Annotated in this window: 16 protein-coding genes and 1 riboswitch; of the genes, 10 read left to right on the top strand and 6 right to left on the bottom strand. The window is 33.2% G+C overall.

All coding sequences use genetic code 11. The features are described 5' to 3' along the window. The first annotated feature begins 108 nt into the window (after positions 1-108). Positions 109-241, top strand: a riboswitch (FMN riboswitch). Positions 242-384: 143 nt separating this feature from the next. The 4 genes from ribD to ribH are packed head-to-tail and all read left to right on the top strand — an operon-like array spanning position 385 to position 3,743. After that, the gene (gene ribD, locus LQ679_RS02465) at positions 385-1,431 is read left to right on the top strand and encodes a bifunctional diaminohydroxyphosphoribosylaminopyrimidine deaminase/5-amino-6-(5-phosphoribosylamino)uracil reductase RibD (protein ID WP_204168595.1); all 1,047 of its coding nucleotides are present in this window, start codon (positions 385-387) and stop codon (positions 1,429-1,431) included. Between the two features lie 4 nt (positions 1,432-1,435). After that, a complete protein-coding gene (locus tag LQ679_RS02460) occupies positions 1,436-2,068 on the top strand; it encodes a riboflavin synthase (protein WP_204168594.1) in 633 nt (210 codons plus the stop codon). 11 nt (positions 2,069-2,079) lie between these two features. After that, complete coding sequence (locus LQ679_RS02455; RefSeq protein WP_037588609.1) at positions 2,080-3,252, top strand: bifunctional 3,4-dihydroxy-2-butanone-4-phosphate synthase/GTP cyclohydrolase II; 1,173 nt, start codon at positions 2,080-2,082, stop codon at positions 3,250-3,252. A 20-nt stretch (positions 3,253-3,272) separates the two neighbouring features. Beyond that, entirely contained in the window at positions 3,273-3,743 is a 471-nt protein-coding gene (gene ribH, locus LQ679_RS02450; protein WP_025905243.1) for a 6,7-dimethyl-8-ribityllumazine synthase, read from the top strand. A 40-nt stretch (positions 3,744-3,783) separates the two neighbouring features. Here the strand turns inward: ribH and LQ679_RS02445 are convergent, their stop codons facing one another. Together LQ679_RS02445 and LQ679_RS02440 are read right to left on the bottom strand one after the other, a co-directional pair. After that, positions 3,784-4,788: a proline dehydrogenase family protein gene (locus LQ679_RS02445; RefSeq protein ID WP_107577375.1), complete on the bottom strand. Its 1,005-nt coding sequence runs from the start codon at positions 4,786-4,788 to the stop codon at positions 3,784-3,786. Between the two features lie 245 nt (positions 4,789-5,033). Continuing rightward, a complete protein-coding gene (locus tag LQ679_RS02440) occupies positions 5,034-5,489 on the bottom strand; it encodes a DUF805 domain-containing protein (protein ID WP_239762030.1) in 456 nt (151 codons plus the stop codon). 499 nt (positions 5,490-5,988) lie between these two features. Here LQ679_RS02440 and LQ679_RS02435 point away from each other — a divergent pair, with 499 nt between their 5' ends. Further along, positions 5,989-6,324 carry a hypothetical protein gene (locus tag LQ679_RS02435; protein WP_025905246.1) on the top strand — a complete coding sequence of 112 codons (336 nt, stop codon included), beginning with the start codon at positions 5,989-5,991 and terminating at the stop codon, positions 6,322-6,324. A 42-nt stretch (positions 6,325-6,366) separates the two neighbouring features. Here LQ679_RS02435 and LQ679_RS02430 read toward each other — a convergent pair whose 3' ends face one another. Continuing rightward, the gene (locus LQ679_RS02430) at positions 6,367-6,876 is read right to left on the bottom strand and encodes a gamma carbonic anhydrase (protein ID WP_037588601.1); all 510 of its coding nucleotides are present in this window, start codon (positions 6,874-6,876) and stop codon (positions 6,367-6,369) included. 84 nt (positions 6,877-6,960) lie between these two features. Here LQ679_RS02430 and LQ679_RS02425 point away from each other — a divergent pair, with 84 nt between their 5' ends. Both LQ679_RS02425 and LQ679_RS02420 read left to right on the top strand, forming a co-directional pair. After that, on the top strand, positions 6,961-7,779 hold the full coding sequence (locus LQ679_RS02425) for an alpha/beta fold hydrolase (RefSeq protein WP_025905248.1): 819 nt from the start codon (positions 6,961-6,963) through the stop codon (positions 7,777-7,779). Between the two features lie 81 nt (positions 7,780-7,860). After that, the gene (locus LQ679_RS02420; RefSeq protein ID WP_025905249.1) at positions 7,861-8,268 is read left to right on the top strand and encodes a transcriptional regulator, SarA/Rot family; all 408 of its coding nucleotides are present in this window, start codon (positions 7,861-7,863) and stop codon (positions 8,266-8,268) included. Between the two features lie 717 nt (positions 8,269-8,985). On the opposite strand, the gene mnmM is transcribed toward LQ679_RS02420, so the two are convergent. Beyond that, entirely contained in the window at positions 8,986-9,543 is a 558-nt protein-coding gene (gene mnmM, locus LQ679_RS02415) for a tRNA 5-(aminomethyl)-2-thiouridylate-methyltransferase MnmM (protein ID WP_204168635.1), read from the bottom strand. After that, complete coding sequence (mnmL, locus tag LQ679_RS02410; RefSeq protein WP_204173750.1) at positions 9,540-10,499, bottom strand: tRNA modification radical SAM protein MnmL/YtqA; 960 nt, start codon at positions 10,497-10,499, stop codon at positions 9,540-9,542. The genes mnmM and mnmL overlap by 4 nt, the downstream gene beginning before the upstream one ends. A 119-nt stretch (positions 10,500-10,618) precedes the next feature. On the opposite strand from mnmL, the gene LQ679_RS02405 reads away from it, so the two are divergent. The 3 genes from LQ679_RS02405 (at position 10,619) to LQ679_RS02395 (ending at position 14,802) form a co-directional block, all read left to right on the top strand. Then, positions 10,619-11,794: an MDR family MFS transporter gene (locus LQ679_RS02405; protein ID WP_204168633.1), complete on the top strand. Its 1,176-nt coding sequence runs from the start codon at positions 10,619-10,621 to the stop codon at positions 11,792-11,794. A 290-nt stretch (positions 11,795-12,084) separates the two neighbouring features. Further along, on the top strand, positions 12,085-14,469 hold the full coding sequence (gene leuS, locus LQ679_RS02400; protein WP_126477596.1) for a leucine--tRNA ligase: 2,385 nt from the start codon (positions 12,085-12,087) through the stop codon (positions 14,467-14,469). 21 nt (positions 14,470-14,490) lie between these two features. Beyond that, positions 14,491-14,802 carry a rhodanese-like domain-containing protein gene (locus LQ679_RS02395; protein ID WP_037588592.1) on the top strand — a complete coding sequence of 104 codons (312 nt, stop codon included), beginning with the start codon at positions 14,491-14,493 and terminating at the stop codon, positions 14,800-14,802. 285 nt (positions 14,803-15,087) lie between these two features. Here the strand turns inward: LQ679_RS02395 and LQ679_RS02390 are convergent, their stop codons facing one another. Next, complete coding sequence (locus LQ679_RS02390; RefSeq protein WP_037588590.1) at positions 15,088-16,347, bottom strand: BaiN/RdsA family NAD(P)/FAD-dependent oxidoreductase; 1,260 nt, start codon at positions 16,345-16,347, stop codon at positions 15,088-15,090. Positions 16,348-16,356: the final 9 nt, after the last annotated feature.

The raw sequence follows: 16,356 nt of genomic DNA, 5'->3' as shown, positions 1-16,356 counted from the left end.
ACCATCAGACAAACACCAGCTAAATAAATTTAACTTCTTCATTTGTAATTCTTAGTGAAATGGTATAGAATGATGTCATCAGTGATTACTGATATATAATTTAATAATATATTCTTTCGGGGCAGGGTGAAATTCCCAACCGGCGGTATAATAGCCCGCGACCCATAAGTGATTTTTCATTTATGGCTGATTCAGTAACATTCTGAAGCCGACAGTATAGTCTGGATGGGAGAAAGAATAGACGACAGCGTATGTTATACGCTTATTTCGTTATACTTAAAATGTTAAAGTCTTTTTTCATAAAAGGCTTATTTCGTGATACATTTTTACTCCCAACCACCGAAAAGTGATTTTCGGTGGTTTTTATTTTTAGGAGGTAAAGAAATGAATCAATATTTAGATTTTGCAATTGATTTAGCTGAACGGGTACAAGGACAGACGGGTACGAATCCTTCTGTTGGTGCAGTTATTGTTAAAAATCATAAAATCATAGGTTTTGGAGCACATTTAAAAAAGGGTGAAGCACATGCTGAAATACAAGCTTTAAAAATGGCAGGTGAAGAAGCTCAAGGTGCAACAATATATGTTTCTTTAGAACCTTGTTCACATTATGGTTTAACACCACCTTGTGCGAAAGCGATTATCGACAACGGTATTCAATCAGTTGTATATGCAGTCAAAGATGGTTCTCTTAAAAATAGTGGTCATGAAATGTTGTACGAAGCTGGGATAGATGTAAAACATGAGCCTTCTAAAAGAGCAGAAGACTTATATGAAGCATTTTTTCAACAACAACGAACGAAAATACCATTTATCACTTTGAAAATTTCTACGAGTCTAGATGGTAAAGTTGCGACAGATTACAAAGAAAGTAAATGGATTACTTCTAAAGAAGTTAAACAAGATGTATTAAAATTGCGCTCACAACATGACGCCATTATTACAGGTGGGATGACAGTTCGTGAAGATAATCCATTATTAACTTCTCGTAATCCTGAGTTAAGTAATCCAACTAGAATTGTATTAACAGAGCAATCAAGCTTTGAAGGTGATTATGAGATATTCAAAGATGAAGATAATCCTGTCGTTGTTGTAACGAGTTCGGAATCATTTCACACGTATGAGAATCAACATATTAAAGTTAAGAACAGTGATTTATCAAATTTAAAAACGATTATGAAAGATTTATATGAAGAAGGATATGCTCAAGTGATGGTTGAAGCAGGTCCTAAACTTGTAAGTCAGTTTATTGAACAAGACTTAGTAGACCAATTAATTATTTATCAAGCCCCGAAGATGATTGGTGGTCAAGGAAAATATCAATATTATCAAACGCAAGATGTCGTTCCTTTATCCAATAGTAAATTATTTGAAATTATATCAACAGAAATCATTGGTGGAGATCTTAAAATAACATTAAGAAAGAAGTGACAAGATGTTCACAGGACTCATTGAAACAGTTGGTGTAATCAAGAATACAAGTACAAACCAAGGCGTTAAAACATTAACAATTGAAGCCACTGAAATAATGGATGATTTATCACTAGGTGATTCCGTTGCTGTTAATGGTGTTTGTCTGACCGTTACTGAGAAAGCAAGTTCTACTTTTAAAGTGGAAGTGATTACTGGAACAATCTCAGTAACTTATTTAGAACATTTGAAAATGAATGACAAAGTCAATCTTGAAAGAGCGATGTTAGCGAATGGAAGATTTGGCGGTCATTTTGTAAGTGGACATGTAGATGGTCAAGGCATTATTAAACATATTTCAAAAAGACAAGATGAATGGATTATTGAAATATCTGCAGAAGCGCATTTATTAAATCAAATGATTGATAAAGGATCTATCACAGTTGATGGTGTTAGTTTGACAATTTTCAAATTATATCCTCAAAAATTTGAAATTCATTTAATTCCTGAAACGAGAGATCGTACAATCTTTGTTAATAAAAAACAAGGCGACAGCGTACATATTGAAACGGATCTGTTATTTAAATATGTGCAGAAAGCAACAGGACAAAATCATTCAAATTTATCCGAAGAGAAATTACTAAATCTAGGATTTTAGGAGGCTATAACATGTTTGATAATGTAGAAGATGCCATACAAGAACTTAAAAGTGGTAAACCGATTATTGTAGTAGATGATGAAGATAGAGAAAATGAAGGTGACCTCGTCGCTATATCTGAGTATTTAACAGCTGAAACGATTAATTTTATGGCTACACATGCGAGAGGTTTAATCTGTGCACCGATTAGCAGTGAAATTGCTCAACAATTTGGTTTGAAATTGATGACTGAAACAGGTGATAAATATAAGACTGCATTTACTGTAAGTATTGATCATGCATCGAGTACGACAGGTATAAGTGCTTTTGAAAGGGCAGATACGATTAAAGCCTTAATAAATGAAACGTCACCAACAGCATTTGTTCAACCAGGTCACGTATTTCCATTAATAGCTAAAGACAATGGTGTTCTTGAAAGAATAGGTCATACAGAAGCTTGTGTTGATTTAGCGAAACTTTCTGGAGCGAAACCAGCTGGTGCTATTTGTGAAATTATGAATGATGATGGCACGATGGCTCGTAGAGATGATTTATATCAATTTAAACGTAAACATGGTTTGTTAATGATAACGATTGATGAACTTGTGAAATATAGAAAACGACATGATCAAATTATTCATCTTGAATCTAAAGTTAAATTACCAACTTCATACGGTGAATTCGATATGTACGGCTTTACATCTCAATTAGACGATAAAGAATATATTGTCATTAGTTCAGGTGAAATCAAAAATGGTATGAATGTACGTATTCATTCTGAATGTGTGACAGGTGATATTTTCCATAGTGCAAGATGTGATTGTGGAGAGCAGCTTGAATATTCAATGAAATACATTCAAGTACATGGTGGCATGATTTTATACTTACCTCAAGAAGGTAGAGGAATAGGTCTGATCAATAAACTTAAAGCATATGAACTTATTGAACAAGGTTATGACACGATTACTGCTAATGAAGCTTTAGGCTTTGAAGCGGATTTAAGAGATTATACTGAAGCGAGTCAGATTTTGAAATACTTTAATATAGAAGAAATTCAACTCATCAGTAATAATCCAGATAAATTTAATCAATTACAAGATTTAGGTATACATGTTTCTAATAGAGTTCCAGTTGTAATTGAACCGAACGAAACAAACGCATCATATATCAATACTAAAAAGCATGAAATGGGACATTTAATATAAAATAGAATGGAGTTTTTAAAATGAAATTTGAAGGTAAAATGGATGGATCACAATTAAAAGTAGCAATCGTCGTGAGTAGATTTAACGATTTTATAACAGGTCGTTTATTAGATGGTGCTAAAGATACTTTAATCAGACATAATGTGGAAGAAGAAAATGTTCATGTCGCATATGTACCTGGTGCGTATGAAATTCCTTTAGTAGCTAAAAAGTTAGCGAAGTCAGGTAAATACGATGCAGTCGTAACATTAGGCTGTGTCATTAGAGGGGCGACTACACATTATGATTATGTATGTAATGAAGTTGCGAAAGGTATTTCTAAAGTAAACGATGAAACTGAAGTACCTGTAATATTTGGAATCGTAACGACAGAAACAATTGAACAAGCGATTGAAAGAGCAGGAACAAAAGCAGGTAATAAAGGTGGAGATGCTGCCTTAGCTGCAATAGAAATGGCAAACTTACTTAAAAATATCGAAACACAAATATAAAACCAATGAAGCCAGGACAAGCGTCCTGGCTTATTATATGTTATTTCTTCTTACCTTTAGCAATGCCGCCAATACCTAATAGGGTTAAGCCAGCTAATACACTAGCTCCGATAGCGATTTTTCCTTTATTCTTTTCACTAAAGATATCTAATAACATTAAATTAATATTTTGAGGTCTTTCTGCTAATCTTCTCATAAAGTAACCGAACCAATCTTCCCCAAATGGTACGTACATACAGAAGTTATAGCCTTCGTTAGCAATTTGATATGCATAATCTGTTCTAAAACCATATAACATTTGGAATTCAAATGAATCTCTTGAAATATTATGATCTTTAACAAATTGTTTTACATGATTAATAACATTATGATCGTGTGTTGCAATTGAAGTGAATGCTTTAGCAGTTAATAATCTTTTTTCAATTAATGCTATATAATTTTTATCAATTTCTTCTTTAGTTTGAAAAGCAATATGTGGTGCTTCTTTATATGCACCTTTTACTAATCGTAAACGTACATCATCGTATTTATCCATAATATTCATAGCATCAAATAAGTATGCTTGAATAACTGTTCCTACATTTTTAAATTCACCTTTAAGTTTATCTACTATTTCAGTAGTACCAACTAAATCTTCATATTTTTCAGCATCGATGTTTACAAATGTATTTCCGTATTCATGAGCTTTTAATAAAATTTCTCTCGTATTTTGATAAGCAAACTCTCTATCTATATTAAGACCTAATTGTGTAAGTTTAATAGATACATGCGCATCAATATTAGCATTGTAGTTTCTTCGCATAATTTCAACAATATTTTGTTGAGCTTCTAAAGCTTCTTGACGTGATGTTACGAATTCCCCTAGATTATCTAACGTACATGAAATTCCTTTCATATTTAATCTTTCAACTGTATCGATTGTTGAATCAATATCAACGCCCGCTACGACCTTGTTTGCACCTAGTGCAGGACCCATTTTCTTAGCTGATTCATTCATGAATTTGTTGTTAGATAATGCAATAAAAAAATCTTTTACGACAGGCATAGCAAGTCCTCCTTAAATATATATGTTCATTTAATTTATTTTATCATGGAAATACAAATTTAGTTAAGCGTTTACATTTTTAATATAATGTAAAATTATACTAATTATGAATTCTGACACGAAAAAGAACGCCCCCGTAAGGCGTTCCATAATATTGACAATATTTTGTCCGAAATTAGATATTATATACACGTATATTAATGTAGTTTAAATAGATTTGTATAATGCCATTGAACAATTAAATCTTAAGCGTAATTAGGACTTTCTCCATATTTGTTTGGTTCTTTATGTCCGTCACCACACGCCATAATTAGTATTGCTAGATTCAAAAAGAAACAGATAATCATTAAAACAGCATATATTACACTAACAGTTGTACTTGTAACGTAACTATTAAATAAACTATACAAAATATCTAAAGTGAAAGTAATTGCATAAGTTATAGTTGGAAATGTCATTGTCATATTTAAATCATGGAATCTTCTACTAGTTACAGAAATAGAAGCAATAAAAGTTGCGAAATTAAATATGAAAGAAATAACAACTGTAATAAGTTCAGGAATAGGTATCAATCTAATTAATAGATTTCCCAGCAAAGTGATAATGATTGTAGCAAGTATTGGATACCAGAATTCTTTACGTCTAGATCGACCGTGAATATTAAAAGCATTTAACCAAAATAGTTTGTAGTAATGCACCATAATAAATCCCTCCAATAATACTTTTCTAAGATGTAATTAATACTATTATATACATAAATGGATAAAAAAGGAATTTAAACTATAAAAAGAGAAACTGATCGTCTTAATCAGTTTCTTTCTAATTTTCTAGTTATTAAATTTCGATTTGTTGTTTGTTATGGGGTAGTGGTTGATGTTGAAGTTACTTGCTCATAGTTTGGTGAAATGGGTTCTGCTGCTATGCTAATTGCATGTGGTAGAAATGTGAATATAAACAAAGAAATAATTATTTTTTTAAAGAAATGCATTTTATCATGCTCCTTTAAAGGCGTCTTATGTTACATCTTTAAAGTAACACGACAATATGAATTGATTGCTAATTCAATGTAAAGATTTAATGGCTATTAATGTTAATTTTATGTTAAGGAAAGCGATGAATCTTTAAAGTATCTTAATAATTATAGTTAGTTTGTCGTGATATAATGAATGTATTAGAAATGACTGTAAAGGAGAAATCGGGATGTTTAGGGATATGGCATTTTATATGTTTGGAAAACCTTTAGATAGTTTCGTGCAATTGTTTATTTTTGAGCCAATTGTGATTGGTATTATAGCAATTTTAGTGGCGATGATTACTAAAAAGTCATGGACAGTTTTTATAACAATCATTGCTTTAAATATTATTGATAATTTCTTACTCGTTAACTACCACTTTAGTGGGGCAGGTATAGGCACAATATTAGTTCAGAATGTTGTCTTCTTCTTTGAGAAGTTCTTCTCGATGTTTTATGAAATAATTATCGCTTATATCGTTGTAAAATTACCGTTTATGCATAGCAAATTTAAAATAGCGTAACAAAAAAGGATTGGGACATCGAGTCTCAATCCTTTTTACTATTTATTGATCTGCTTTATAAATCTCAGCTTTTTCAATATATGATGCATTGATTCTTTTTAATTCATTATAATCATCTTCTGTCAGTTCTCTAATGACTTTTGCAGGACGACCAAACGCTAACGTATGTGGTGGTATTTTCTTTCCTGGTGGAACGAGTGACCCAGCACCGATAAATGCATATTCTCCAATTTCTGCACCATCAAGAATTGTTGAATCCATTCCGATTAACGCGTGCTTGCGAATAATACTAGAATGTAATGTCACTTTATGACCAACTGTTACAAAATCTTCTATTATAAGTGGTTGGTTAGGACTTTGGTGTAAACAACATAAATCTTGGATATTAACACCTTCACCAATAATTGTAGGGGCAACATCTCCTCTAATAACTGAGTTAAACCATACTGAGCTTTTAGGACCGATTGTAATATCACCAATTAAAGTTGCATTTTCAGCAATATAACAGCTTTGATCGATTTGTGGTTTTTGACCTTTAAAAGATTTAATCATTCAAGATTCTCCATTCTTTTGAAAAATTTTGTTATACTAAGTTTAACAAAAAAGTAGCTATATAGGTAAAAGGAGTAATATATTATGTGGAAATGGGAAACTGAGAAAGAAGCTAAAGGAATTGTAGTAATTGTACATAATATGCTAGAACATACAGGAAGATACGCATACGTAATCACTAAGCTACGAAGAGAAGGTTACCACGTTATTATGGGTGACTTAAAAGGGCAAGGACAAACTTCCCGTGTACATAGAGGACATGTTGATAAATTTGAAGAATACCATGAGCAAGTACTTGAATGGATATCTATTGCAGAAGAATATCACTTACCAGTATTTACATTAGGTGTTGGTTTAGGTGGACTTATTCTTCTTAATTTATTAGAAAAAGTAGATTTAAAAGTAGAAGGCGTACTATTGATTTCACCGCTAGTTGCTTTTCAACAAAATATTTCAACAAGACGTAATTTCTTAGCTTCAAGTTTCGGTACAGTCGCGAAAGATGCTAAATTTGATACAGGTATTAAAGTAGAAAGTTTAACAAGAAATAAAGAAGTAATAGATGATACGAATAAAGATGCTTTAATGTTAAATAAAGTGAGTTACCATTGGTATAAGACCATTTTAGAAACGATGAAAGCAACTATGGAAAATATCCACCACATATCTCCAATTCCTACATTGCTGATGCTAGGTACAGAAGATAAAATAGTAGATACAGAATCAATTCGACAAATCGGTAAAACAATCAATACAAACGAATTATATTTCAAAGCTTGGCATGGACTTAATCACGAAGTACATAATGAACCAGAACGCGAAAATGTTATGAAATATATCATTTCATTTATGAATAATCGGATTCACTATGTAGGATTATTAATAGATGATGAAACAGAATAATTTATAAAATATCATACAAATAAGCTTAAGCGTTACTATATCGGGTATATAACACATATAGAGAACGTTGGGGGCGAGTTTATGACAGAGAAAGTAAATAACGTAAGTGACTTAATTCTATTAGATGATATTCAAAAAAATATAAATATTATTTTTTATAAAATCGAAGAAAAGTTTGATATAGAAAAAGAAGAGTTTCTTACATTAATCATGTTATGGAATAATGGATCAATGAGTTTGAAAGAATTGGATGGTTATATAGATATCAAGCCATACAAACGAACAAGATTATACAATAACCTTGTGAAAAAAGGGTGGATTAAAAAAGTACGCCCAGAGAATGATGAAAGAACAGTAATCGTTGAAGTGAATAAAGACTTCGAAGACAAGAAAGATGCAATAATCGATTTCGCTTGTGAAGAAATCAAGAATAGAAAAGAACATTTTGAAAAACAATTTGAATCAATCGTTAATACATGTAATATATAAGAACGCAAACCTGATGATCAGGTTTGCGTTTTGTCATTTTCGAGGAATTTTGGGGAGGTATATAGGTTTTGGCTTCAAGAATTAAGAAAGAAGAAGGTTAAAAAAATGAGTGAGCAGTTTAAGAGTGAAAAAGATGTGAGTTAAAGAAGCAGTAAACTCACGAGATTGAGAAACATTTGAGTTAAAGGTGGAATAAACCCACGAGTCATGGCTTAAGTACCGAGTAAAGCCAAGAGATGAACCAAGTCATGGCTTAAGTACCGAATAAAGCCAAGAGATAGCCCAAGTCTTGGCTTAAGTGCTGAATAAAGCCAAGAGATAGCCCAAGTCTTGGCTTAAGTGCTGAATAAAGCCAAGAGATCGACCAAGTCTTGGCTTAAGTACCGAATAAAGCCAAGAGATAGCCCAAGTCTTGGCTAAAGTCCTGAATAAAGCCAAGAGATAGCCCAAGTCATGGCTTAAGTAGCGAGTAAAGCCAAGAGATGAACCAAGTCATGGCTTAAGTACTGAATAAAGCCAAGAGATGAACCAAGTCGTGGCTTAAGTACTGAATAAAGCCAAGAGATGGACCAAGTCTTAGCTTAAGTGCTGAATAAAGCCAAGAGATCACCCAAGTCTTGGCTTAACCACCGAATATATCCAAAAAACCTCAAATCTCACACATAAAAAAAACGCAAACCTATTCCTAAGGTTTGCGTTTACTCATTTTACTCATTTTTATCTTTTTTCTATTGCTAATATATATGGTGGATTGTTTTTTTGGTTTATAAATTGATAGCGAAGTACGTGTGCTGATTGTTGATCTATTGAACTTACGTAATTGATGACTTCGTTAGATTCTATCTGGCCTTCTGGGTGTCCTGGATATACGACTAATACGATGATGCCATTTTTACTTGTCATTTCGAATAGACTTTCAATTGCTTTAATTGTTGTCGGTGCATTCGTTGTAATATGTTTATCGCCTTTTGGTAAATAGCCTAAATTAAATATTGAAGCATCAATTTGCTGATGACGTTCTTTTATTATAGGTGCTGCATTTTCATGACCTGTTTGATAATAATGGATATTACTAAATGCTTCAGTTTTGATTTTAGTATTTTTAATGGCTTCTTCTTGTATATCGAACGCATATACTTCTCCGTTTGGAACTTGATTTGCAAGGAAAAGTGTATCGTTGCCGTTACCGCATGTTGCATCAACTACGATACTTTTGTCCGTTATATGTGTTGCTATTAAATCTCTTGCGAATGGTAAGATTCCTTGAACAATCATTTTTGAACTTGTTCTGCTTTCTTAAATTTAGATCCTTGCATTGTGCCACGTTCTTTAAGTTCATTGTCTATAGCGTTAAGGACTTCCCACTTATTTACACTCCACATAGGTCCAACCATTAAATCGATAGGACCATCACCCGTAATACGATGAATGATCATTTCTTCTGGTAAAATTTCTAATTGGTCACATACGAGTTGCGTATAATTATCTTGAGTCATGAATTCAAGCATACCTTTTTCGTATTGTTTAACCATTGGAGTACCTTTAAGTAAGTGTAACAAATGGATTTTAATCCCTTGAACGTCCATTTGTGCGACTTCTTTCGCAGTTTCCATCATCATATCGTAATCTTCACCAGGTAAACCGTTAATGATATGTGTACAAATATTGATATTGTGTTTTCTTAATTTAGCGATACCTTCGTAATAGCATTTCATATCATGAGCACGGTTAATTAAATCAGATGTTTCTTGGTGTACAGTTTGTAAACCAAGTTCTACCCATAAATATGTTCTTTCATTTAATTCTGCTAAGTATTCTACAACATCATCTGGTAGGCAGTCTGGTCTTGTCGCAATTGATAGTCCAACTACATTTTCTTCTGATAAAGCAGCTTCGTATTTTTCTCTTAATACTTCAACTGGCGCATGCGTATTTGTAAAAGCTTGAAAATAAGCGATATATTTTCCTTCAGACCATTTTTCATGCATTTTGTCTTTAATTTCTTTAAATTGTACATGGATTGGTTCTGCACGATTACCTGCAAAGTCACCGCTCCCGGCTGCTGAACAAAATGTACAACCCCCATGAGCTACTGTGCCGTCACGGTTTGGACAATCAAATCCACCATCTATTGCGATTTTAAAAATCTTCTCACCAAATTTATTTCTTAAATGATAATTCCATGTATGATATCTCTTGTTATCAAATGCATAACGGAATTGTTCTGTCATTATATTTCACATCCTGTTCTACAAACTTATCTAAAGCATTTTAACATATAATATTGAACTTTTGCAGAAAAAGGTTTAGACTATTAAAATTGACAAAATTTGAGAGGAGGTCGAAATCCTTGAGAATGCCGAAAATTGTTAAAATGCTCATCATAGGAATGGCGATCAATATTACAGGATCAAGTTTCTTATGGCCACTTAATACAATATATATGAATGAAGAGTTAGGTAAGAGTTTAAGTACAGCTGGTATCGTTTTAATGATTAATGCATTCGGGAGTGTAATTGGGAATTTATTAGGCGGAAGTTTATTCGACAAAATTGGTGGGTTTCGTTCTATTATTTTTGCGTCTATTTTAAATATTTTAAGTTTAATCGGGTTAAACTTTTTAAATGATTGGCCATGGTATCCTTTCTGGCTTGTGATACTTGGTTTTGGTGGAGGCGTAATTGTGCCAGCTATTTATGCGATGGCTGCTGCGAGTTGGCCTAACGGAGGACGCACAACATTTAATGCAATTTATCTTGCACAGAACTTAGGTGTTTCTATTGGGGCTGCAGCAGGTGGATTTGTAGCGGATTTTAGCTTTAATTATATTTTTATGGCGAACTTACTACTATATGTCGTGTTTATCATAATAGCGTTAAAATATTACAACATAGATTTAGATATTCATTTGAAAAATGATGAAGGCATCACGAGTGCTATGCAAGTTAAAGATAAAAGTAAATTCACTGCACTTATACTTCTATGTATTATGTTTAGTTTATGTTGGATCGGATATGTTCAGTGGCAAACAACAATTGCAACTTATACACAATCAGTTGGTATTTCCTTGAAACAATATAGTTTCCTTTGGACAATAAACGGTGTATTGATATTAGCAGGGCAACCTTTAATTGCACCATTTATCAATAGATTTAAAGAGAAATTGAAATTACAAATGTTTATAGGGCTGACGATTTTTATATTAAGTTATGTCATTACAAGTTTTGCTGAGCAATTTACAATGTTTGTTGTAGGGATGGTTATTTTAACATTTGGAGAAATGTTTGTATGGCCAGCAGTGCCTGCAATCGCAAATAAATTAGCACCTAAAGGCAGAATGGGTGCATATCAAGGTATTGTAAACGCATCTTCAACAGTAGGGAAAGCATTCGGGCCAGTTGTAGGTGGCGTAATAGTTGATATGTTTGATATGAAAATGATGTTTTACAGTATGATAATACTTATTTTAATAGGTTATTACTTCTTATACATTTATGATAGAGGTATTCCAAAGCAAGATACATGATATTAATAAATAAGACTTGCAAAATATATTGAAATTGCATAATATTAGGATGTATATAAGTAAAGTAGCTTTAATGCGAATCTTAAGAGAGTCAGTGGTGCTGTGAACTGATGATATCCATTAAGTGAACTTACGAACGATTTATTATTTATTAAAAGCAATCTTAAACCATATAAATGAAGCGCACTTAATTGTGAATTCTGGGTGGTACCGCGGCATATTTATTCAAGTCGTCCCAACTGTTATGATGGTTGGGATGGCTTTTTTTATTTTATAGGAGGAACGAACAAATGAATTATAATCATCAACAAATTGAAAAGAAATGGCAAGATTTTTGGGCAGCTAACAAAACATTTAAAGCTAACGATAATCTTGGACAAAAGAAATTCTACGCTTTAGATATGTTTCCGTATCCATCTGGCGCTGGTTTACATGTAGGACATCCTGAAGGTTATACAGCTACAGATATCGTCTCAAGATATAAAAGAATGCAAGGTTACAATGTACTTCACCCAATGGGTTGGGATGCATTTGGTTTACCAGCTGAGCAATATGCTATCGATACAGGGAATGACCCTAAAGAATTTACAGCTAAAAATATTGCGACTTTTAAAAGACAAATTCAAGAGCTAGGTTTCTCATATGACTGGGATAGAGAAGTGAATACAACTGACCCAGACTACTATAAATGGACGCAATGGATTTTCATTCAATTATATAATAAAGGATTAGCTTATGTTGATGAAGTAGCAGTAAACTGGTGCCCAGCTTTAGGTACAGTATTATCTAATGAAGAAATCGTTGATGGTGTTTCAGAACGTGGAGGACATCCAGTTGTTCGTAAACCAATGAGACAATGGGTATTAAAAATCACTGAATATGCAGATCGCTTATTAGAAGATTTAGATGAATTAGATTGGCCTGAATCTATTAAAGATATGCAAAGAAACTGGATTGGTAGATCTGAAGGTGCTGAATTAAAATTCAATATTGATAATACGGATTTATCATTTGAAGTATTTACAACTCGTCCAGATACAATTTACGGTGCGACTTTTGCCGTACTTTCACCAGAACATCCTTTAGTAGATTTAATTACGACTGAAGATGAAAAAGAAGCTGTTGAAGCATATAAATTAGCAGCATCACGTAAATCTGATTTAGAAAGAACAGATTTAGCAAAAGATAAAAGTGGTGTATTCACTGGTGCATTTACAACAAACCCATTCACTGGTAAAAAAATGCCGATTTGGGTTGCTGATTATGTGTTAATTAGTTATGGAACAGGTGCAGTTATGGCAGTTCCAGCACATGATGAAAGAGATGCTGAGTTTGCAGAGAAATTCAATTTAGATATCATCACAGTATACGATGAAGATGGAAAAATGATTGATTCAGATGTATTAAATGGCTTAACAAAAGAAGAAGCGGTACCTAAAGCAATTGAATTACTAGAAGAAAAAGGTATCGGTCATAAAAAAGTAAGCTATAAATTAAGAGATTGGTTATTTAGTAGACAACGTTATTGGGGTGAACCAATTCCAGTTATTCATTGGGAAGATGGTACAATGACAACTGTTCCTGAAGAAGAACTTCCATTAATCTTACCTGAAACAGATCAAGTTAAACCATCAGGTACAGGAGAATCACCTTTAGCTAATATCGATGAATTCATTAATGTTGTAGATCCTAAGACAGGTATGAAAGGTCGTCGTGAAACGAATACAATGCCACAATGGGCAGGAAGCTGTTGGTATTACTTAAGATACATCGATCCTCATAACAATGAACAATTAGCTGATCCTGAAAAACTTAAACACTGGTTACCTGTTGATTTATATATCGGTGGTGTAGAACATGCCGTGCTTCATCTATTATATTCAAGATTCTGGCATAAAGTGTTATACGATATCGGTGTAGTACCAACTAAAGAGCCTTTCCAAAAATTATTTAACCAAGGTATGATTCTTGGTGAAGGTAATGAAAAAATGAGTAAATCAAAAGGTAATGTTGTTAACCCTGATGATATTGTACGTTCTCATGGTGCAGACACATTACGTCTATATGAAATGTTCATGGGTCCTTTAGATGCAGCAATTGCATGGAGTGAAAATGGATTAGACGGTTCACGTCGTTTCTTAGATAGAGTATGGCGTTTATTTGTTACTGAAGAAGGGAACATTACGGATAAGGTCGTTGAAAACGAAACACCAGACCTAGATAAAGTGTATAACCAAACAGTTAAGAAAGTAACTGAAGACTTCGATACACTAAACTTCAATACTGCAATCAGTCAAATGATGGTATTCATCAATGATTGTTATAAACAAGATCAAATCAGCAAAACATATGCTGAAGGTTTTGTTAAAATGTTATCACCAATTGCGCCACATATTTCTGAAGAATTATGGCAAAAACTTGGTCATAACGATACTTTATCTTATGAAGAATGGCCTACATTTGATGAGTCATTACTAGTAGATAACGAAATAGAAATTGTTATCCAAGTTAACGGTAAACTAAAAGACAAAATCAAAATTTCTAAAGATTTATCGAAAGATGAAATGGAAGCAGTTGCGATGGATAATGAAAAAATCAAAGAAGCGATTGAAGGTAAAACAGTCCGTAAAGTGATTGCAGTTCCACAAAAGTTAGTTAATATCGTAGCAAATTAATCAATTAGGAGTGTTCTAGTGATGAAAGAAATTACAGTAACAGAATTAGCAGAAAAAATTACATCTAATAGTCCAATTAATATAGTTGATGTGAGAGAAGATCATGAAGTAGCATTAGGTGTAATCCCTGGTGCTAAACATATTCCAATGGGAGAAATTCCAAATGAATTAGATCATTTCTCTAAAGACCAAACATATTATATTGTATGTGCAGGTGGCGTTAGAAGTGCTCGAGTAGTTGATTATTTAAATGACCACGACATTGATGCAGTAAACGTAGAAGGCGGCATGAATGAGTGGGGCGACGATGGTTTAGAAAACAAAAGAATTTAATGAAGAAATAAATAAGGGAGCGGAACAGAAATCTAATTTGTATAAAAAGATTTCGTAGTTCCGCCCCGGCAAGGATGACTAGAGTTGAAGAAAGCTTGGTACAAGCGCATTTTCAATTCAGTCATCTACTGCCAAGACACTATATAAGGCTGAGACATTACATTATGTCTCAGCCTTAAAATATGTGTGAGTATAATATTATTTAGAGTTAGTAACAATTCTAGCCAGTTTTGTAAATAAGGATGTCATAAATCACAGCTCACACTAAAAGCATGCTATAGAATTTTAATCATTAAATTGTGCTGCGTTATAGCCTGCTACATATCCTGTGACAAGTGCACTTGTTATATTATAGCCACCTGTATAACCGTGGATATCTAGTACTTCTCCTGAGAAGTATAGTCCTGCACATATTTTGGATGCCATTGTATTAGGTTCGATTTCTTTAATATTAACACCGCCACCTGTTACGAAAGCTTTATCGAGTGGAAGTGTACCATTTACTGTGAATGTAAATGATTTAAGGTTTTCTACGAATGTTCGAATGGCTTGCTGGGACAGATGATGGTATGTCACATCTAAATCAATACTTGACTGTTGTAAGATAAAATGTAAATATCTTTCTTGGACTAGTCCTTTTAGTGCATTTTTAATTGCTTTATTTGGTTCGTCTTTTAATTTTTTTACAATTTGTTGTTCTAAGTCATGTGCTTTAATTTCTGGAAAGGCATCTATAGACATTTGTATGTCGGTTTTCTTTTGAGATTTTTGTTCTTTGTAAACAAATTGACTACATCTTAATGCTGCTGGTCCTGAAACGCCAAAATGTGTAAACAACATATCCATTTGATGTGTGATTCTAGGTTTACCATTTTTCTTGAGGACGGATAGTCCGACATTTTGTAAACTTAATCCTTGAAGTGTTTTGTTTTTAATGAATGGTTCACTAGATTTAATTGGTACTTCTGTTGGGAATAGTTCTGTTATGGAATGACCTAAACACTCAGCGAATTTATACCCGTCTCCTGTCGATCCAGTATGTGGTACACTGCAACCGCCTGATGCGATGATGACAGTCTTTGCAGGGATAAATGTACCATCTTGTAGTGTGACGCCTGTTATTTGTTGATTTTCACTTTCAACAGATGATACTGTAGTTTCTTGGCGTATTTCTACACCATTTTGTTTAATGGAATCAACTAGTGCATCAACAACATCTTGAGCGCGATTTGAAACAGGGAACATTCGTCCGTGATCTTCTTCTTTTAATTGTACAGATCTAGATTCAAAAAATTGTATAATAGATTCATTATCGAATGTTGAAAATGGACTATATAAGAATTTTCCATTACCAGGAATGTTTTTTATAATTTCTTCATAAGGTAAGCGGTTGGTAACGTTACATCTACCGCCACCAGATATGCGGAGCTTTCGTCCTAAGCCTTTTTTCTTTTCGAGTAGCAAGACGTTTTTACCATTTGAACTTGCACTATATGCGGCCATTAAACCACTAGGTCCAGCGCCGATAATTATTGTGTGATACATAAGTTACCT

This window comes from Mammaliicoccus sp. I-M35, assembly GCF_022386455.1.
GTDB classification, from domain to species: domain Bacteria; phylum Bacillota; class Bacilli; order Staphylococcales; family Staphylococcaceae; genus Mammaliicoccus; species Mammaliicoccus sciuri_A.
Note: the sequence above shows the minus strand (reverse complement) of the source record. Positions and strands in the feature narration are given on the sequence as shown.